The sequence below is a fragment of the Microbacterium sp. genome (genome assembly GCF_047971895.1).
Lineage (GTDB): Bacteria > Actinomycetota > Actinomycetes > Actinomycetales > Microbacteriaceae > Microbacterium.
The window spans coordinates 36,376-53,873 of the sequence record NZ_JBKEAF010000075.1 but is presented as its reverse complement, the minus strand read 5'-3'; the positions used below and the strand labels follow the sequence as shown (position 1 = coordinate 53,873).

The window sequence follows — 17,498 nt, the reverse complement described above, 5'->3', positions numbered from 1 at the left end:
GTGGCGGTCGACGTCGTTCATGACGTACTTGCCGAAGGGCTTCATGTCGGCCACATGCGGCACCCTGTCGCCGATGCGGTTGAAGTCGTGCAGGGTCAGCTCGATCTCGGCCTCGCGCGCGATCGCCAGCAGGTGCAGCACGACGTTGGTCGAGCCGCCGAGGGCCATCGCGAGTGCGATCGCGTTCTCGAACGCCTTCGGGGTGAGGATGTCACGGGTCGTGATGCCCTGCCGCAGCAGGTTCACCACGGCCTCGCCGGAGCGGTGGGCGAAGAAGTCGCGGCGCCGGTCGGCCGACGGCGGCGCGGCCGAGCCCGGCAGGCTGAGTCCCAGCGCCTCGGCGACCGAGGCCATCGTGTTGGCCGTGTACATGCCGCCGCAGGCGCCCTCCCCGGGGGCGAACGCGCACTCGATGCGCTTGAGGTCGGCCTCGCTCATCCGCCCCGACAGACACGCGCCGACGCCCTCGAAGGAGTCGATGATCGTGATCTCTTTCTCCGTTCCGTCGCTGAGCTTGACCCACCCGGGGGCGATCGAGCCGGCGTAGAGGAAGACGCTCGACAGGTCGAGCCGCGCGGAGGCCATCAGCATGCCCGGGATCGACTTGTCGCAGCCGGCGAGAAGCACCGTGCCGTCGAGCCGTTCGGCCATGACGACGGTCTCGACCGAGTCGGCGATGACCTCGCGCGAGACCAGCGAGAAGTGCATGCCCTCGTGACCCATCGAGATGCCGTCCGAGACGGAGATCGTGCCGAACTGCAGCGGGTAGCCTCCCCCGCTGTGCACGCCCTCCTTCGCGCCCTGGGCGAGCCGGTCGAGGCTGAGGTTGCAGGGCGTGATCTCGTTCCAGCTCGACGCGATGCCGATCTGCGGCTTGTCCCAATCGGCATCGCCCATGCCGACGCCGCGCAGCATGCCTCGCGAGGTCGTCGCCTCGATGCCGTCGGTGACCACCCGGCTGCGGGGCTTGATGTCGATGTTCTCGTGCGTCTCAGGCATTCTCGAAGTCTATTCCTCGGTGTCGGGGTGGGATGCGGCCGCGCGCGTGCGGGCGAGGTCGTGCAGGAAGGCGGCGAAGGCCGGGATCTCGGGAAGACACAGGGTCGCAGCCGTCGGCCCGGCACCGATGTGCACGCCGAGGTCGTCGGGGCCGAGGCTCTGTAGTGCGTCCTCATCGGTGACGTCGTCGCCGGCGAAGAGGACGCAGGTGGCGTCCAGGCGTTCGCGCAGATGTGCGACGGCGGTGTCCTTCCCCTCGTGACGGAAGGCGTACTCCACAATGCTATGCCCCGTGCGGCGACGCCAGTGCGGCGCCTCGGCACGCACCAGGGCGTCGACGCGCGCGTTCGCCTCTTCGGCCGCCGCCGGCGTCGCGCGCCGCGTGTGCACGCCGAACCCGAACGTCTTCGGCTCGATCCAGATGCCCTCCAGGTCGCCCGTCGCGGCGCGCGCATGCGCACGCAGGCGGTCGCGCAGGGCCGTGTCGTCGTCGGCGCCGATCGACTCGATCGCCCCCGCCCCGGGGAACCAGTACTCGGCGCCGTGCGACCCTGCCAGCAGCAGCGGCGACAGCGGATCGTGCTCGGCGATGACCTCGAGGTCGACCAGGCTGCGTCCCGACACGAGTGCCACCCACACGCCCGGGAGCCGGGTCAGCTCGTCGACGGCGGCGCGCGCGGCCGGCAGCATCCGCACCGCCATGGGCTCGTCTCCCAGCGGCGCGAGCGTCCCGTCGAAATCGCATGCGACCAGCAGCCGCTCGGCGCCGGCCACGCGACGCAGCGCACTCGCCCGGTCGGCGAGGCTCACGACCCGCTCCGCTTCATGCGCTGGTCCCGCGCCTCGGCCAGCGCCGACAGGCACGCCCGCGACCACGCCTCGATGTCGTTGTCGAGCACGCGCCGGCGCAGCGTGCGCATACGGCGGGACTGCTCGGCGGCGGGCATCTCGATCGCCTCGAGGATCGCGTTCTTGAGCGTGTCGATGTCGTGCGGATTCACCCGCAGCGCCGTGCGCAGCTCGTCGGCGGCACCGGCGAACTCGCTGAGGATCAGCACCCCGCGGTTGTCGACGCGCGAGGCCGCGTACTCCTTCGCGACGAGGTTCATCCCGTCGCGCAGCGCGGTCACGAGCATCACGTCGGCGGCAAGGAACAGGGCGACCATCTCCTCGCGCGGGTAGCTCTGGTGCAGGTAGCGCACGGCGCTGCTGCCGACCGTGTCGCTGTTGCCGTTGACGCGCGCGACGGTGCGCTCGATCTCGTCGCGCAGCTCGACGTAGGCGGCCACGCGCTCCCGGCTGGGGCTGGCCACCTGCACGAGCACCACGTCCTCGACATCGAGCCTGCCCTCGTCCAGCAGCTCGCCGTAGGCCTTGAGCCGGTGCCGGATGCCCTTGGTGTAGTCGAGCCGATCGACACCGAGCAGCACCGTGCGCCCGCCCAGGCTCTCGCGGATCTCCCGTGCCCGCTCCTGCACCTCGGCGCGCCCTGCCAGTTCGACGTACGCGGCCGCGTCGATCGAGATGGGGAACGCCTTCGCCAGCGCGACGCGCGTGCCTCCGTCGGCCGTGGGCACGCGGATGCCGGAGGCCCGCGTCTCGAAATGCAGCAGGCGGCGCACGCACGCGGTGAAGTTCGAGGCGTCCGCCACCCGCTGGAAGCCGATGACATCGGCCCCGAGCAGCCCCTCCAGCACCAGCCGGCGCCAGGGCAGCTGCGAGTACAGACCGTATGCCGGGAACGGAATGTGGTGGAAGTAGCCGATCGTGAGGTCTGGCCGCGCCTCCCGCAGCATCGCCGGCACCAGCTGCAGCTGGTAGTCGTGCACCCATACGGTGGCGTTCGGCGCCGCCGCCGCGGCCGCCGCCTGCGCGAACCGCTCGTTCACCCGCACGTATGCATCCCACCAGACGCGGCGGTAGCGGGGCACCGCGATCACATCGTGGTAAAGCGGCCAGATGGTCGCGTTCGCGAACCCCTCGTAATGGAGCTCGACCTCTTGTTCCGACAGGGCGACGGGCACCAGGCGCATGCCGTCCACCTCGAACGGCTGCAGTTCGAGGTCGGGCTGGCCCGGCCACCCCACCCACGCGCCTTTCGTCTGACGCACCACCGGCTCGAGCGCGGCCACCAGACCGCCGGGCGAGGTGCGCCAGCCGTCGGCGTCGCGGTCCACGGGCAGCCGGTTGGCGACGATGACCAGATCGGCGTCAGACACGCAGGGCTCCTCACGACGGACGACAATCCTCAGGCTACCCCGGGCGGGTCCCCTGCGGCCGACGGAGCCGGTAGCGTGAGGGGATGCGCAAGTACATCTTCGGCACCGGCATCATCGGCGCACTGACCGGCGGGCTGACCCTGCTGCGCAGCCTCAAGGACGGTGAGCAGTTCACGTGGCGCACCGCGCTGGCGTGGCTGAGCTGGGCGATCACACTCGTGCTCGCCATCGGCGCCATCGTCGACACGCGGCGTGCCTCGAAGGGCTACCTCGTGCCCACGGACTCCCCCGTCTCCGGCAAGGAGCAGCAGCTGCTCAAGCAGCGCGTCTCGCGGTGAGCCGCGGCATCCCTCAGCGAGTGACGATCAGCGCGTCGCCCTGACCACCGCCGCCGCACAGCGCCACCGCGGCCGTGCCGCCGCCGCGCCGCACGAGCTCGTGCACGACGTGCACCACGAGCCGGTTGCCGGATGCGCCGATCGGGTGGCCGATGGCGATGCCGCCGCCGTGCGGGTTGACGACCTCATCGCGCAGGCCGAGCTCGCGCTGCGAGCGGGCGACGACCGCGCCGAAGGCCTCGTTGATCTCGACGACGTCGAGGTCGGACGTCTGCAGTCCCTGCTTCTCGAGCGCCTTGGCGATCGCCTGGGCGGGCTGCGCCTGCAGCGAGTTGTCGGGACCTGCGGTCTGCCCGGATGCGCCGACGACGGCCAGCACGCGCCAGCCCTGGGCATCGGCGTGCGCGCGCGTGGTGAGCACCACGGCCGAGGCGCCGTCGGAGATCTGCGACGAGTTGCCGGCGGTGATCGAGCCGCCGTCGGCGAACGCCGGACGCAGCGTCGCCAGCGTGTCGACCGTGGTCTCGGGGCGGATGCCCTCGTCGCGCGTGACCAGCAGCGGTTCCGCGCCGCGGCGCTGTGGAATCTCGACGGGCACGATCTCGGCGTCGAAGACGCCCGCGTCCCACGCCGCGGCGGCGCGCTGGTGCGATCGGGCGGCGACGACGTCCTGGTCCTCGCGGGTCAGCTCGAAGCGCGCGTTGTGGCGCTCTGTAGAGGCGCCCATGCTCTCCTGGTCGTAGGCGTCGGTGAGCCCGTCGTACGCCATGTGGTCGAGCACCTCGACCGAGCCGTACGTCCAGCCCTCGCGGGAGCCCATGAGCAGGTGCGGTGCGCGGGTCATCGACTCCATGCCTGCGGCGACGACCACCGTCGCGTCGCCGACCCGCAGCATCCGGGCCCCGTCGATGATCGCGGTGAGGCCCGACAGGCACACCTTGTTGACCGACGCGGAGTGCGTGCCCCACGGGATGCCGGCGCCGACCGCCGCCTGGCGGGCCGGGTTCTGGCCCACCCCGGCCTGGAGCACCTGGCCGACGAGCACGGCGTCGACCGCATCGGCGGGGATGCCGCCCTGCGCGAGGGCGCCGCGGATCGCGGCGCTGCCGAGCTGCACGGCGGTCAGCGGCGCCAGCTGGCCCTTCAGCCGCCCCTGCGGGGTGCGGGCTGCGGCGACGATGACGATGTCGTCGGTGTTCATGCGAGCTCCTTCAGCGCGTCTGAGATGATCAGTTCCGGCTCGGTGGCCGCCACGACCTCGTCGATCGTGACGCCGGGTGCGAGCTCGGTGAGCACGAGTCCATCATCGGTCACGTCGATGACCGCGAGGTCGGTGATGATGCGGTCGACGACACCGCGGCCGGTCAGCGGCAGCGAGCACTCGTCCACGATCTTCGCCGAGCCGTCCTTGGCGACGTGCTCCATCAGCACGATCAGCCGGCCGGCGCCGTGCACGAGGTCCATCGCACCGCCCGGACCCTTGACCATCTTGCCGGGGATCATCCAGTTCGCCAGATCGCCGTCCTTCGACACCTGCATGGCACCGAGGATCGCCGCGTCGATCTTGCCGCCGCGGATCATGCCGAAGCTCGTCGCCGAGTCGAAGAACGCGGTGCCGGGGAGCGTCGTCACCGTCTCCTTGCCGGCGTTGATGAGATCGGGATCGACGTTCTCCTCGGTCGGGTAGGGCCCGACGCCGAGGATGCCGTTCTCCGACTGCAGCACGACGGTCACGCCGTCGGGCACATAGTTGGGCACGAGCGTGGGAAGCCCGATGCCGAGGTTCACGTAGGACCCGTCGGCGAGCTCCTGCGCCGCGCGGGCGGCCATCTCACTGCGTGAAAGTGCCATGTCAGTTGCTCCCCTCAGAGACCGTGCGGCGCTCGATGCGCTTCTCGACGTCGGGCCCGACCAGCACGATGCGGTGCACGTACACGCCGGGCAGGTGCACGTCGTCGGGGTCGATCTCGCCGGCGTCGACGAGCTCTTCGACCTGCACGATACAGGTGCGGCCGGCCATCGCGGCCAGCGGGTTGAAGTTGCGGGCGGCCTTGTTGAACACGAGGTTGCCGTGCCTGTCGGCCTTCTTGGCGTGCACCAGGGCGAAATCGGCGACGATCGACTCCTCGAGCACGTAGTCGCCGGCGACACCGCCGGGTGCGAAGGTGCGCACGTCCTTGGCGGGCGAGGCGACCGCGACGCCGCCGCTGCCGTCGTACGTGCGGGGGAGGCCACCCTCGGCGACCTGGGTGCCGACGCCGGTCTGCGTGAAGAACGCGGCGATGCCCGACCCGCCGGCGCGCAGCTTCTCGGCGAGCGTGCCCTGCGGCGTCAGCTCGAGCTCGAGCTCACCGGAGAGGAACTGACGCTCGAACTCCTTGTTCTCGCCCACGTACGACGAGGTCATCTTGCGGATGCGCCTGTCGCCGAGGAGAATCCCCAGGCCCCAGTCGTCCACGCCGCAGTTGTTCGACACGATCGACAGATCGCTCGTCCCCTGCGCGTGCAGTGCCTCGATCAGCGACATCGGATTGCCCGACAACCCGAACCCGCCGACGGCCAGCGTCGCGCCGTCGGGGATGTCGGCGACGGCCTCGGCGGCTGAGCCGTAGGTCTTGTCGATCACGTCCACTCCTTCGTGTCTTCGGTGTCCTCCGCCCATCATGCGCCTCGCAGCCGCGGCGCGCACGCGCGCGCTTGCGATGTGGAACACGGACGCCGTAGTGTCCACAATATGGACAAACGCGCGAGCCAGATGGTCCCCGGCACGCAGGCGGTCGCACGCGCGGCACGGCTGCTGCGCCTGATCACGGCGGCCGGCGAGCACGGGGCCTCGGTGGCCGAGTTGTCGCGCCGCGCCGAGCTGACCCGCCCGACCACGCACAGACTGCTGAGCGCGCTGCGCCACGAGGGCCTGGTCGATCACGACGAGGCCAGCGGACGATGGATGCCGGGGCCCGAGCTGTTCCTCATGGGCAGTGTCGCCGCGGTCCGCTACGACATCACGACGATCGCCCGCGACATCGTGCGATCGCTGGCGGTGCGCACCGAGGAGAGCGCGTTCTTCTCGGTGCGCCGCGGCGACGAGACGGTGTGCCTGCTGCGCGAGGAGGGCTCGTTCCCCATCCGCTCGTTCGTGCTCGCCGAGGGCGTGCGCTTCCCGCTCGGGGTGGCATCCGCGGGGCTGGCGATCCTCGCCTTCCAATCACCCCACGATGTGGATGCCTACCTGGAACGTCATCCCGAGCTGCCCGAACGGTGGGGCCTCGCCCACGGCGAGCGCCGGCTGCGTCAGCGCTTGGCCGAGACGACATCGCGCGGCTACGCGGTGAACCCTGGCCTCATCGTGGCCGGCAGCTTCGGCATGGGCGCCGCCGTCTTCGACGCCCAGGGGCAGCCGCAGTGGGCGCTGAGCCTGACCGGCGTCGAGTTCCGCTTCGGCCCCGAGCGTCAGGCAGAGCTCGGTCGCATCCTGCTCGCGCACGCCCACCAGCTCACCACGCGCGTCGCCGCGGCCCACCGCTGAGCCGGCGCCCCGGCTACGACGCGACGAGGGCGAGCTCCTCCTCGATCGCCGCACCGACGAGCCGAGCACCGGCACCCGACATCACGATCGTGTAGTGGTTGAATCCGTCGTGCCGTTCGTGCACGACGCCGGGGTAGCGCTCGAGCAGCTCGAGAATGCGCTCTGCCGCGAACAGCCCGGGCGTCTCGTTCTGCAGGCCGCGGGGCACCGTGATCAGGCGGATCGGATGCTGCCGGGCCGCCAGTGCGTCGGTGATCGTCGCAGCGTTCAGATCGACCGTGTCGTCCACGACGGTCTGATACGCCGTGGCAGGGTGCAGGGCCCCGGCGTCGTCCGGCACAAGATCGTACGCGAAGTACTCCTCGAGCACGGGCGACCAATCGTCGGCGAAACCGGGGTGCTGCCGCCAGAAGTCGAGATAGTGCTCGAGGTCGGGGAAGCGCATCGACAGACGTTCCGCCGTCGGACCGAGGATCATCGACACCAGCTCGCCGGGTTCGAGTCCCACCGGTACGTCGAGCGGGAGGCCGCCGTCGACCAGCAGCAGCCGGGCGACCCGCTCGGGGTGGCGGTGCGCGAGCACCACCGACACGAACGCACCCATCGAGTGCCCGACGACGAGCGCGCGGTCGACACCGAAGTGGTCGAGCACGGCGACCATGTCTGCCGCGTGGGCAGTCATGCCCGCCGGGCCCACCAGGTCGCGACTGCGACCGCGACCGCGCAGGTCGGGTGCGATCAGGCGAACTCCGGGGAGCAGCGCGGCCAGGTGCGCCCATGCCAGGTGCGACGAGGTCACCCCGTGCACGAGCAGCACCGTCGGCGCATCTGCGGCATCCGTCTCGCGCACGCCGACACGAAGGTCGCCGCCGACGACGGCGACGTCGTGCGGCACGAATACAGCAGTCATCGAGCCGTCCATCCGCCGTCCATGGTGTACGACGCACCGGTGACCATGCCGGCCTTGTCAGACGCGAGCCAGCCGGCCAGCGAGGCGACCTCGCCGGGCTCGGTCAGGCGCGGGATCGCCGACTCGGTGAGCATGACCTTCTCGACGACCTCGTCCTCGGGAATGCCGTGGATGCGCGCCTGGTCGGCGATCTGCTTCTCGACCAGCGGCGTGCGCACATAACCCGGGTTGATGCAGTTGCTGGTCACCCCGTGCGGACCGCCCTCGAGCGCGGTGACCTTCGACAGGCCCTCCATCGCGTGCTTGGCGGTGACGTAGGCGACCTTGAAGGCGCTGGCGCGCAGGCCGTGGGCGCTGGAGATGTTGATTACCCGTCCCCACCCCTTCGCGTACATGCCGGGCAGCGCCGCGCGGATGAGCAGGAAGGGCGACTCGACCATGAGCCGCTGCATGAAGCGGAACACTTCGGGGTCGAACTCGTGAATCGGCGTCACGCGCTGGATGCCGGCGTTGTTCACGAGGATGTCGACGTCCAGCTCCAGGTCCTCCTGGGCAGCGGTGTCAGACAGGTCGACGACCCAGGCCTCGCCGGTGAGCTCGGCGGCGGCGGTCTCTGCCGCCTCACGTGACACGTCCGCGATCGTCACCTGCGCGCCCCGCGCCGCGAACTCCCGCGCACAAGCGAGCCCGATGCCGCTGCCGGCGCCCGTGACGAGCGCCCGTTTGCCGACGAGATCCTGATCGACCATCATCCGTTCCTCTCCGGCCGTGCGGCCAGTGCGTTGTCGATGAACTGCATCATCGCGTCGAAGATCTCGGTCGGCATCTGCGCGGGCGGCTCGCCCGTGGCATCCCGCTCCCACAGCAGGAAGCGCATGCCGATGAGCTCGCCCATGCCCATCAGCGCCCACGCACTCACCGCCGGGTCGAGGGCGTCGTCGACCTCGCCGGCGGCCTGTGCGGCGCGCAGGCCCGACTCATAGCCCTCGACGATGCGCGTGTAGTGCAGGCGCAGGGTCTCTGGCGAGACGAACTCGGCCTCGCGCACGACGCGGTACAGCGCCGGGTGCTCGGCCGTGAACCGGAAGAACCCCGCGAACCCAGCGCGCTCGGCCGCGAGCCGGTTGGTCGCGCCGGCCATCTCCTCGGCCATCGCGTGACGCACCCGCCGGTTGAGGTCGGTGACCAGATCCTCGAAGATCGCCTGCTTGCTGTCGAAATACAGATAGAAGGTGCCGAGGCCGATGCCGGCACGCTCGGTGATCTTGACGATGGATGCCTCGTGGTACCCGGCCTCGGCGAAGACCACCTCGGCGGCCTCGAGCAGCTTGCGGCGCGTCGCCTCGCCCCGTTTGGTGAGCGGGCGACCGGTCTGCGGCGAGATCGACGGCTCATCGGCGAGCGCAGTGGACTCGGGCCTGGTCATGCGGGTCCCCCTTCGATCAGGGCCAGGGCACGCTCCTGCAGGCGGGAGCGCGCGAGCTTCTCGATACTCGAGCGCGGCAACTCGTCGACGACCTCGACCCGCACCGGAACCTTGAACACGGCCAGCACGGTACGTGCGTGCGCGATCACCTCGTCGGGCGAGAGCAGGGTGTCGGCCACGGGCGTCACGAACGCGATACCGCGTTCTCCCCACACCCGGTCGGGCACAGCGACGACCGCTGCCTCGCGCACGAGCGGGTGCAGGCACAGTGCCGCCTCGACCTCGGCCGGGGCGACGTTCTCGCCGCCCGAGACGAAGATGTCCTTGAGTCGGTCGATGATGCGATACACGCCGTCGCCGTCGCGCACGGCGAGGTCTCCCGAGCGCAGCCACTCCCCCGCCATGGCACGGGCGGTGGCGTCGGGGTCGTCGAGGTAGCCGGCGAACACGCTCGGCCCGCGCACCCACAGCTCGCCGGTGGCGGGTCCCTCGAGGACGAGGCCGGTCCCAGGGTCGGCCAGGCACACGTCCACGTGCGGGTAGGGACGCCCGACGGCACCCGGGTGCGTCACGGCCTCGTCGGGCGAGAGCACAAGCACGTTGGGCGCCGCCTCGGTCAGGCCGTAGCCCTGCGTCAGCGGCACGCCGCGCGCCGCCCATTCCGCGAACAGCGCGGTCGGCATCGTCGCACCGCCGACCAGGGCGATCCGCAGGCGCGTCAGGTCGGCGACCGCGAACCGCGGGTCGTCGGCGAGCAGCCGGTACTGCGTCGGCACCCCCATCATCGCGGTCACACCGCGGTCCTGCAGCAGCTGCAGCACGCGCGTCGGCTGGAACGAGCGCTCGAGCATGACCGTCGCCCCCACCCACAGCGCCAGCAACGGCTGCACGTTCCAGGCGGCGACGTGGAACTGCGGCAGCATCGACAGCACGACGTCCTCGGCGTGCAGCTGCATCGCCCCGGCCAGGGCCAAGTTGTTCCAGAAGCAGTTGGCGTGCGTGAGCACGACGCCCTTGGGCGCGGCCTCGCTGCCGGAGGTGAAGATGATCAGCAGCGGATCGTCGTCGCGCACGCCGCGCTGCGGGGCGGGGTCGCCGCGTCGGGCGGGCACGGTGGCCTCGACCCCGATCGTGCCGAGCTCGACGACGGCGGGGCCCTGCCCGACCCGTGCGCGCGCATCGAGGGCGAGCGCCGCGTACTCGTCGTCGACGAGCAGCAGCGCAGCACCGGTGCGCTCGAGCACACCGGCGAGCTCGCGCGCGGTCAGCCGCCACGACAGGGGTGCGAACGCAATGCCCGACTTCGCACAGGCGAAGAACGCCACCACGTGGTCGATCGAGTTGCCCGACACCGTCGCGATGCGATCGCCCGGGCCGTACCCGGCACGTCGCAGCGCGGTCGCGAGCTCACGGGCACGCTCTTCGAGGTCGCGGTAGGTGATGACGACCCCGCGGTCGTCGATGGCGATGCGGGTCGGCGACACGGCCGCACGGTCGGTGAGCCAGCGGCCCACCGTGTGCGGACCGTCGGCCACGGGTTCGCCGGGCAGCTCCCACTGCGGCTCGCCCGAGGCATCCGTCGTCATATCCGCGCCTCCTCCTTGGCGTCCTCGCCGGCGTCGTCGGCACGGCCGACCTGCTCGAGCACCGGCAGGGTGCTTCGTCCGCGGCGGCGGCGCTGCCACGAGTCGATTGTGCCGGCGATCCCTCCGGGCAGGAACATGACCACGAGGACGAAGATGGTGCCGAGCAGGAACAGCGGCTCTGACAGCGGGATGCGCAGGATGTCGGGCAGCGACGCGATCGCCTCGGATCCCGCCAGCACCGTCAGACGCTGATCGAGCAGTGTGTACAGCACGCCCCCTACGATGGCACCCCAGCGGAATCCGACGCCACCGAGCACGACCATGACAAGGACGGTGATGGTCAGATCTGCCGACACCGCCCGCGGCACGGTGCCCGACTGCAGCAGGAAGTAGGCGACACCGGCGAGCGAGGCCATCCCGCCGGCGACGACGAACAGTACGAGCTTGGCCACGTAGGGGCGCAGGCCGAGCACCTGCACGCGCAGGTCGTTCTCGGAGGCCGCCCGGGCGACGTGCCCGATGGCCGAACGGTCGACCCACAGTGCCGCCAGGTACACGATCACGAGCACCGCGAGGCACACCCAGTACAGGTTGCGGGTGTTGACCACGCCGACGAGGAAGTCGGGCACGTTCGTCGTGTTGATGCTCAGGCCCTCTTCGCCGCCGGTGATCTGCGCGTTGCGGCGCACCAGCAACGAGCCCGCCTGCGCGAAGGCGAGCGTGACCATGGCGAACGGAATGCCGGAGACCCGCTGCGACACCGCTCCGGTCACCAGGGCGATGAGCAGCCCGCCGACGAGCGCCAGGAAGATGCCCGGCCACAGGGGCACCCCCGTGTTCTCGAGGATGATGCCCAGACCGTACGCCCCCGCGCCGAAGTACAGCGCGTGGCCGAACGAGAGCATCCCGCCCGAGCCGAGCAGCAGGTTGTACGACAGGGCGAGTGCCGCGAACACCATGCACAGGCTCAGCAGCGCGAGGCTGCCGGGGCTGTACGTCGGGCCGGGAAGGATTCCCGGCAGCGACAGGTTCAGCAGCGGCAGGATCGCCATGACGACGACCAGCACCGCGCCGACGGCGAAGGGGACGTAGGCGCGCCAGGCGGGGCGTGCGGTGGTGGTGCGGGTCATGCCGTCCTCCCCATGAGTCCACGCGGGCGCACCAGCAGCACGACCGCCAGCAGCACGACGACGATGAGATCGCCGGTGCCGCCCAGGTAGGTGTTGGCGAACTGCTGCAGCACCGCCACCAGCACGGAGGCGATGGCCGCCCCGGTGAGCGATCCCAGCCCGCCGATGATGGTGACGATGAACGCGAAGATCAGCAGGGTCGCACCCATGTGCGGCGACACGAAGGTGTACCAGTGCATCGCGAGCACTCCGCCGATGCCCGCCGCGGCGCCGCCGATGGCGAACACGACGGTGAACGAACGGCGCACGTCGATGCCGAGGGCGGTCACCATCGACCGGTTCTCGACACCGGCACGGATGATCATCCCGTAGCGGGTCTTGCGCAGGAACAGCACGATGGCGGCGAGCACGAGGGCCGCGCACAGGATGAGCAGCCAGTAGATGTTCGGGATGTGCGCCCCGAGCACCTCGGTCGTCGACTTGAGCCAGGCGGGCCCGGCCACGTGCGCGACGTCGGGGCCCCAGATGCCCTCGAACAGGGCGACGGCAGCCAACGACAGGCCCACCGTGACCAGCACCTGCTCGATGTGCCGCTCGTACAGCGGCCGGATGAGCACGAGCTCGGTGACGGTGGCGAACAGCGCGCCGACGATGCCGCCGACGATCACCGAGACGGCGAAGCCGCCCCAACTGCCCGCGCCCATGCGCTGCGCGACCTCCCACCCGATGAAGGCCGAGAGGGTGAGAAAGGCGCCGTGCGCGAAGTTGAGCACGTGCATGAGCCCGTAGATGAGGCTGAGGCCGGATGCCACGAGGAAGTACAGGGCGCCGAGGCCCACGCCGGTCACGAGGACCAGGACGATGCCGCTCATGCGCGGGTCCCTTCGGTGTCGGCCGCCGTGTCGGCGGTGCGGTCGTCGTCGACGTGCACGCCGAGCAATCGCTGGGTGAGCTCTTCGTCGTTCAGGATCTCGAGGGCGCCGCCGGTGTGCACGACCCGGCCGCCGGCGATGACCACGGCGTCGCCGGCCAGCTGCCGCACGACGTCGAGGTTCTGCTCGACCAGCAGGATCGGCACGGTCTTGGCGGCCTCGGCCAGTGCCTCGGCGACTTCGCCGACGATCTTGGGCGCGAGGCCCTTGGTGGGCTCGTCCACGAGCAGCACCTTGTTGTCGTTGAGCAGGGCACGCGCCACCGACACCATCTGCTGCTGGCCGCCCGAGAGGGTGCCGGCCATCTGGTCGCGGCGGGCGACGAGGTCGGGGAACAGCTCGGCGACCAGGTCGCGGCGCGGGTTGCGCTGCCGCTCGGCGAGGGCGAGGTTCTCGGCGACGGTCAGCTTGGCGAAGACCTCGCGGTCTTCGGGCACGTAGCCGACGCCGCGCTGCACGACCTTGTGGGTGGGCAGTCCGTCGATGCGCTCCCCGGCCAGGGTCACGACACCCTTGCGGCCGATCAGACCGAGGATGCCGCGCAGGGTCGACGTCTTGCCGACGCCGTTGCGGCCGAGGACGGCGGTGATACCGGTCGCGGGCACCTGGAAGGTGACCTCTTCGACGACCTGCTGGCCCGCGATGGTGCAGCGCAGGCCCTCCACGGTGAGGATCGGGCTGTCGGTCATGCGGCGGTCCCCAGGTAGGCGCTCTGCACCACCGGGTCAGCCATGACGACGGCCGGGGTGTCGAACGCGATGATCGTGCCGAAGTGCATGACGGCGACCTTCTCGACGAGGCCGAGCAGCACTTCCATATGGTGTTCCACCATCAGCACGGTGCGGCCCTGCTCTTTGTGCAGTCCGCGGATGATCTCGACGAGGCCGGGTACGTCGCCGGATGCGACGCCGGCCATCGGCTCGTCGAGGAGCACGACGTCGGCGTCGCTGGCCAGCAGCACCGCGATCTCGAGCTTGCGCTTGTCGCCGTGTGAGATGTCGCCGGCGAGCGCGTCGAGGCGGTGCCCGAGCCCGACCTCGGTGAGCTTCTCGGCGGCAAGCTCAGTGGCGGGGTCGCTGCGGCGGGGGAAGCGCACCAGCGAGTAGCTGCCCCCGCGCTGGGCCTGGGCCGCCAAGCGCACGTTCTCGAGGACCGTGAGCTTGGGGAACAGGCTGGATGTCTGGAAGGTGCGCCCCAGTCCCGCCCGCGTGCGACGCGGTACGGAGAGCCCGGTGATGTCGGCGCCATCCAGTTCGACGCGGCCGGCGGTGGGCTTCATGACACCGGAGATCACGTTGAACAACGTGGTCTTGCCGGCGCCGTTGGGCCCGATCACTCCGACCATGGAGCCGCGCTCGACGGCGAGGCTCACGTCTTTCAGGATGGTGGCGCCGCCGATCTGCAGGCCGAGATCGCGTACGGCCAGTGCGGGCGACGGAGTCATGACCGTCCGGCCTGCGGACGGGACTGGGGCGTTCATCTTCTCAGGAGCCGCTTCCTGCTACTTGACCTCGGCGGGGTCGACCTTGTCGGCCGGGACCGCGGTGATCAGCTCGGGCACGAAGTTCTCGCCGTCCTTGATGAGCTTGACCTGGTACATCTCCTGCAGCAGGGCGTGGTCGCTCGCGCGGATGGTCAGCTTGCCCTTGGGACCGTCGAACGTGTAGCCCTCGAGCGCCGAGATCATCGCGTCGACGTCGCCCTTGCCCTCCTTGATCGCGTGCACGATCATGAGCGCAGCGTTGAAGCCGTCCGGCGTGAACAGGTCGGGGTTGCCGCCCGCGTCGGTCACGAGGTCGATCATCGTGCTGTTGATCTCGTAGTCGTTCGCTCCCGGGAAGTAGTAGTTCAGGAACTGGATCTTGTCGGTCGCCTCGCCGAACGCACCGAACGTGGCGGCGTCGCCGAGACCGGTGACGACCGGTACCGCGTCGAACACGCCCTGCTGGACGAGCGCCTGCCACATCGCACCCGAGGTGGCACCGGCCCACGCGACGAACACGAGATCGGGCTCGCCCGCGAGCAGCTGCTGTGCGAACGGGGTGAACTCGGTGACGTCCTCGGCGACGAGGACCGAGTCGACCTCGGCGCCCTTGGCTCCGAGGATCGCCTTCACGCCGGCCTCGTTCCCCTGGCCGAACGCGGTGTTCTGCGCGAACACGGTGACCTTCTTGCCATCGATGTCGTCGAGGAAGGTCCCGGCGGTGGCGACGTCCTGCGAGGTCTGGCGGCCCGAGCGGAACGTGTACTCGTTCAGCCCCGTGAGCGTGTCGGCGGCGGCGGGACCCGAGATGTAGAGCACCTTGTTCTGCGCGGCCTGCTCGGCCACGGCCATCGCGACACCCGACGAGGCGGTGCCCGCGAGGATGTTCACGCCCTCGCCGATGAGCTCCTTGGCGGCGGTGACGGCCTTGTCGGGGTCGCCTGCGTCGTCCTTGTACTCGACGTTGATCGCGATGCCGTCGACCTCGTTGGTGCCGTCGGTCGCGTAGTCGAGGCCGTCCTTGAAGCCGTCGAGGTACTGCTGGCCGTAGCTGGCCAGGGCACCGGACTCGCTCGTGATGATGCCGACGGTGACCTCGCTCGGTCCGGTGGAACCGCCGTCGCCGCTGTCGCCGTTGTCGGCAGCTGGGGCGCATGCCGCCAGCACGAGGGCGGCCGTGGCGACCACGGAGCCCAGAAGCAACTTCCTTGTAACGCGCATGTGCGTGCCTTTCACCTTTGGAGGGGGCTATGAATGATGCAAACCTGAAATCTGATTCAGGTCTTGCCCACAGTAGATAGTCGCCCGAGACGCGTCAAGTCGAATCGCGCCGGAAACGACGAAACGCCCTCGTCGAGGGCGTTTCGTGCACGTTTCGTTATGGATGGTGCGCCCCCAGGGACTTGAACCCTGAACCCACTGATTAAGAGTCAGTTGCTCTGCCGATTGAGCTAGAGGCGCATGGTGCGCCAGCAGGCGAACCAAGGGTCAACGATACCATCACGGTCGGCGCCATCGCCAATCGGACCGACGGGTCGCCGACTATCCTTGAGACGTGATACTCGCCGCCGACCTGACCCTCGCGCTGCGCCTGGCCGACGCCGCCGACAGCGTCTCGATGTCACGTTTCGACACCGACGATCTCGATGTGCGGGCGAAGCCGGATGCGACCTTCGTCACCGAGGCCGATCTGGCCGCTGAACGAGCCATCCGCAACATCCTCACCGCCGAGCGCCCCGACGACGGTGTCCTCGGCGAGGAGTACGGGACGACCGGCACGACACGTCGCCAGTGGATCATCGACCCGATCGACGGCACCCACAACTACCTCAAGGGCATCCCCATGTGGGCGACGCTCATCGCCCTGGCGGTCGACGGCGTCCCGCAGGTGGGCGTCGTCAGCCAGCCGGCGATCGGCCGGCGCTGGTGGGGCGCCACCGGCCTCGGCGCGTGGACGAACACGTCCGGCGGCGAGCCCCGCCGCATCCGGGTCTCTGCGGTCGACGACGTCGCACGGTCGAGCGTGAGCTTCCAGAGCATCGCGCAGTGGGATGCCGCCGGCCACCTCGATGACCTCGTGCGCCTGAGCCGCGCGGTCTGGCGCGACCGCGGGTACGGCGACGCGTGGCCGTACATGCTGCTGGCCGAGGGGCGGCTCGAGTTCGTCGCCGAGTACGACGTCGCCGAGTACGACATCGCCGCGCATGTGCCGATCATCACCGAGGCGGGCGGCCGTATGACGTCGTTCGACGGCGAGCCCACGATCACGGCACGTTCGTCGCTGGCGACCAACGGCATCCTGCACGACGCCTTCCTGTCCCTGCTTCATGCCCCCGCGACATCCCGAGAAGAGGACCGATGACCCGGCACCCCCTGCCCCGCACGCTCGCCGTGCTTGCCCTCGCCGCCGTCGGACTCACCGGTTGCGCCGCAGCGGAGCCCGCAGCCGATCCCACGACGCCGCCGACGACGACGTCGGCGCTACCAGCTGCGGAACCGGTCGCCAGCGAGACCGAAGCGCCTGAGCCGACCGCCGAGCCGACGTGCGACACGATCATCCCCGCCGAAGTGGTCGCCGACCTGGAGGCGGCAGGCTGGTCGTTCCGCGAAGACGTGTTCCGCATCGGCGCCGCAGAGGTCGACGACGGCATCACGTGCACCTGGGGCGACATGTCGGTGGCCAGCGATCACGTGCAGATGTTCGGCTGGGCGCCGCTGACTGCCGATCAGGCCGCGCAGCACCAGAGCACGCTGCTGCAGGAGGGCTGGGTGCGTGAGGACGGCGGCGACGGCATCTATCTGACCGAGACCCCCGACACGGTGTCGGCGCCCGACGAGCAGGGATACGGGTGGACCTTCCTGTTCGGCGACGACTGGGTGACCTTCGCCGACACCAAGCAGGGGCTGCTGCTCGTGGAGTGGCCGAAGACGTAGCATCGGTCCCGAGAG

Annotated in this window: 19 protein-coding genes and 1 tRNA gene; 4 read left to right on the top strand and 16 right to left on the bottom strand. The window is 70.2% G+C overall.

Features of this window, described 5'->3' with window-relative positions; translation table 11 throughout:
* The 3 genes from ACK5IN_RS06275 to ACK5IN_RS06265 form a co-directional block, all read right to left on the bottom strand.
* A partial coding sequence (locus ACK5IN_RS06275) for a dihydroxy-acid dehydratase (RefSeq protein ID WP_416895344.1) occupies positions 1 to 999 on the bottom strand: 999 nt, incomplete at its 3' end.
* Between the two features lie 9 nt (positions 1,000 to 1,008).
* Positions 1,009 to 1,809: a trehalose-phosphatase gene (otsB, locus tag ACK5IN_RS06270; RefSeq protein WP_416895343.1), complete on the bottom strand. Its 801-nt coding sequence runs from the start codon at positions 1,807 to 1,809 to the stop codon at positions 1,009 to 1,011.
* The gene (locus ACK5IN_RS06265; RefSeq protein WP_416895342.1) at positions 1,806 to 3,218 is read right to left on the bottom strand and encodes an alpha,alpha-trehalose-phosphate synthase (UDP-forming); all 1,413 of its coding nucleotides are present in this window, start codon (positions 3,216 to 3,218) and stop codon (positions 1,806 to 1,808) included. The genes otsB and ACK5IN_RS06265 overlap by 4 nt, the downstream gene beginning before the upstream one ends.
* 83 nt (positions 3,219 to 3,301) lie before the next feature.
* Here ACK5IN_RS06265 and ACK5IN_RS06260 point away from each other — a divergent pair, with 83 nt between their 5' ends.
* Positions 3,302 to 3,556, top strand: a complete 255-nt coding sequence (locus tag ACK5IN_RS06260; protein WP_416895341.1) for a hypothetical protein — start codon at positions 3,302 to 3,304, stop codon at positions 3,554 to 3,556.
* A 13-nt stretch (positions 3,557 to 3,569) separates the two neighbouring features.
* Here the strand turns inward: ACK5IN_RS06260 and ACK5IN_RS06255 are convergent, their stop codons facing one another.
* From ACK5IN_RS06255 to ACK5IN_RS06245, 3 genes are read right to left on the bottom strand one after another with little or no spacing between them, the layout of a single operon-like run.
* Positions 3,570 to 4,757, bottom strand: a complete 1,188-nt coding sequence (locus ACK5IN_RS06255) for an acetyl-CoA C-acetyltransferase (protein WP_416895340.1) — start codon at positions 4,755 to 4,757, stop codon at positions 3,570 to 3,572.
* Entirely contained in the window at positions 4,754 to 5,407 is a 654-nt protein-coding gene (locus ACK5IN_RS06250) for a CoA transferase subunit B (RefSeq protein WP_416895339.1), read from the bottom strand. Before ACK5IN_RS06250 ends, ACK5IN_RS06255 begins: the two co-directional genes overlap by 4 nt.
* Position 5,408: 1 nt before the next feature.
* Complete coding sequence (locus tag ACK5IN_RS06245; protein ID WP_416895338.1) at positions 5,409 to 6,182, bottom strand: CoA transferase subunit A; 774 nt, start codon at positions 6,180 to 6,182, stop codon at positions 5,409 to 5,411.
* 108 nt (positions 6,183 to 6,290) lie between these two features.
* On the opposite strand from ACK5IN_RS06245, the gene ACK5IN_RS06240 reads away from it, so the two are divergent.
* A complete protein-coding gene (locus tag ACK5IN_RS06240; protein ID WP_416895337.1) occupies positions 6,291 to 7,082 on the top strand; it encodes an IclR family transcriptional regulator in 792 nt (263 codons plus the stop codon).
* Positions 7,083 to 7,095: 13 nt separating this feature from the next.
* Here ACK5IN_RS06240 and ACK5IN_RS06235 read toward each other — a convergent pair whose 3' ends face one another.
* From ACK5IN_RS06235 to ACK5IN_RS06190, 10 genes are all read right to left on the bottom strand, one after another.
* A complete protein-coding gene (locus tag ACK5IN_RS06235) occupies positions 7,096 to 7,992 on the bottom strand; it encodes an alpha/beta fold hydrolase (protein WP_416895336.1) in 897 nt (298 codons plus the stop codon).
* Complete coding sequence (locus ACK5IN_RS06230; protein WP_416895335.1) at positions 7,989 to 8,741, bottom strand: 3-hydroxybutyrate dehydrogenase; 753 nt, start codon at positions 8,739 to 8,741, stop codon at positions 7,989 to 7,991. The genes ACK5IN_RS06235 and ACK5IN_RS06230 overlap by 4 nt, the downstream gene beginning before the upstream one ends.
* Positions 8,741 to 9,418 carry a TetR/AcrR family transcriptional regulator gene (locus tag ACK5IN_RS06225; protein WP_416895334.1) on the bottom strand — a complete coding sequence of 226 codons (678 nt, stop codon included), beginning with the start codon at positions 9,416 to 9,418 and terminating at the stop codon, positions 8,741 to 8,743. Before ACK5IN_RS06225 ends, ACK5IN_RS06230 begins: the two co-directional genes overlap by 1 nt.
* Positions 9,415 to 11,004: a class I adenylate-forming enzyme family protein gene (locus tag ACK5IN_RS06220; RefSeq protein WP_416895333.1), complete on the bottom strand. Its 1,590-nt coding sequence runs from the start codon at positions 11,002 to 11,004 to the stop codon at positions 9,415 to 9,417. The genes ACK5IN_RS06225 and ACK5IN_RS06220 overlap by 4 nt, the downstream gene beginning before the upstream one ends.
* The gene (locus ACK5IN_RS06215; protein ID WP_416895332.1) at positions 11,001 to 12,134 is read right to left on the bottom strand and encodes a branched-chain amino acid ABC transporter permease; all 1,134 of its coding nucleotides are present in this window, start codon (positions 12,132 to 12,134) and stop codon (positions 11,001 to 11,003) included. Before ACK5IN_RS06215 ends, ACK5IN_RS06220 begins: the two co-directional genes overlap by 4 nt.
* Complete coding sequence (locus tag ACK5IN_RS06210) at positions 12,131 to 13,006, bottom strand: branched-chain amino acid ABC transporter permease (protein ID WP_416895331.1); 876 nt, start codon at positions 13,004 to 13,006, stop codon at positions 12,131 to 12,133. Before ACK5IN_RS06210 ends, ACK5IN_RS06215 begins: the two co-directional genes overlap by 4 nt.
* On the bottom strand, positions 13,003 to 13,755 hold the full coding sequence (locus ACK5IN_RS06205; protein WP_416895330.1) for an ABC transporter ATP-binding protein: 753 nt from the start codon (positions 13,753 to 13,755) through the stop codon (positions 13,003 to 13,005). The genes ACK5IN_RS06210 and ACK5IN_RS06205 overlap by 4 nt, the downstream gene beginning before the upstream one ends.
* The gene (locus tag ACK5IN_RS06200) at positions 13,752 to 14,510 is read right to left on the bottom strand and encodes an ABC transporter ATP-binding protein (protein ID WP_416895329.1); all 759 of its coding nucleotides are present in this window, start codon (positions 14,508 to 14,510) and stop codon (positions 13,752 to 13,754) included. Before ACK5IN_RS06200 ends, ACK5IN_RS06205 begins: the two co-directional genes overlap by 4 nt.
* Positions 14,511 to 14,567: 57 nt before the next feature.
* Positions 14,568 to 15,770, bottom strand: a complete 1,203-nt coding sequence (locus tag ACK5IN_RS06195; RefSeq protein ID WP_416895328.1) for a substrate-binding domain-containing protein — start codon at positions 15,768 to 15,770, stop codon at positions 14,568 to 14,570.
* Between the two features lie 164 nt (positions 15,771 to 15,934).
* A tRNA-Lys gene (locus ACK5IN_RS06190) sits at positions 15,935 to 16,010 on the bottom strand.
* Between the two features lie 94 nt (positions 16,011 to 16,104).
* On the opposite strand from ACK5IN_RS06190, the gene ACK5IN_RS06185 reads away from it, so the two are divergent.
* Together ACK5IN_RS06185 and ACK5IN_RS06180 are read left to right on the top strand one after the other, a co-directional pair.
* Positions 16,105 to 16,911, top strand: coding sequence for an inositol monophosphatase family protein (locus ACK5IN_RS06185; protein WP_416895327.1), 807 nt, complete (start codon positions 16,105 to 16,107; stop codon positions 16,909 to 16,911).
* Complete coding sequence (locus ACK5IN_RS06180) at positions 16,908 to 17,483, top strand: hypothetical protein (protein WP_416895326.1); 576 nt, start codon at positions 16,908 to 16,910, stop codon at positions 17,481 to 17,483. The genes ACK5IN_RS06185 and ACK5IN_RS06180 overlap by 4 nt, the downstream gene beginning before the upstream one ends.
* The last annotated feature ends 15 nt before the right edge of the window (positions 17,484 to 17,498 follow it).

Coding starts and splice junctions, on each gene's coding strand:
- ACK5IN_RS06260 (WP_416895341.1), top strand. CDS start 3,302: ATGCGCAAGTACATCTTCGGCACCGGCATCATCGGCGCACTGACCGGC.
- ACK5IN_RS06255 (WP_416895340.1), bottom strand. CDS start 4,757: ATGAACACCGACGACATCGTCATCGTCGCCGCAGCCCGCACCCCGCAG.
- ACK5IN_RS06250 (WP_416895339.1), bottom strand. CDS start 5,407: ATGGCACTTTCACGCAGTGAGATGGCCGCCCGCGCGGCGCAGGAGCTC.
- ACK5IN_RS06240 (WP_416895337.1), top strand. CDS start 6,291: ATGGACAAACGCGCGAGCCAGATGGTCCCCGGCACGCAGGCGGTCGCA.
- ACK5IN_RS06235 (WP_416895336.1), bottom strand. CDS start 7,992: ATGACTGCTGTATTCGTGCCGCACGACGTCGCCGTCGTCGGCGGCGAC.
- ACK5IN_RS06230 (WP_416895335.1), bottom strand. CDS start 8,741: ATGGTCGATCAGGATCTCGTCGGCAAACGGGCGCTCGTCACGGGCGCC.
- ACK5IN_RS06225 (WP_416895334.1), bottom strand. CDS start 9,418: ATGACCAGGCCCGAGTCCACTGCGCTCGCCGATGAGCCGTCGATCTCG.
- ACK5IN_RS06220 (WP_416895333.1), bottom strand. CDS start 11,004: ATGACGACGGATGCCTCGGGCGAGCCGCAGTGGGAGCTGCCCGGCGAA.
- ACK5IN_RS06215 (WP_416895332.1), bottom strand. CDS start 12,134: ATGACCCGCACCACCACCGCACGCCCCGCCTGGCGCGCCTACGTCCCC.
- ACK5IN_RS06210 (WP_416895331.1), bottom strand. CDS start 13,006: ATGAGCGGCATCGTCCTGGTCCTCGTGACCGGCGTGGGCCTCGGCGCC.
- ACK5IN_RS06205 (WP_416895330.1), bottom strand. CDS start 13,755: ATGACCGACAGCCCGATCCTCACCGTGGAGGGCCTGCGCTGCACCATC.
- ACK5IN_RS06200 (WP_416895329.1), bottom strand. CDS start 14,510: ATGACTCCGTCGCCCGCACTGGCCGTACGCGATCTCGGCCTGCAGATC.
- ACK5IN_RS06195 (WP_416895328.1), bottom strand. CDS start 15,770: ATGCGCGTTACAAGGAAGTTGCTTCTGGGCTCCGTGGTCGCCACGGCC.
- ACK5IN_RS06180 (WP_416895326.1), top strand. CDS start 16,908: ATGACCCGGCACCCCCTGCCCCGCACGCTCGCCGTGCTTGCCCTCGCC.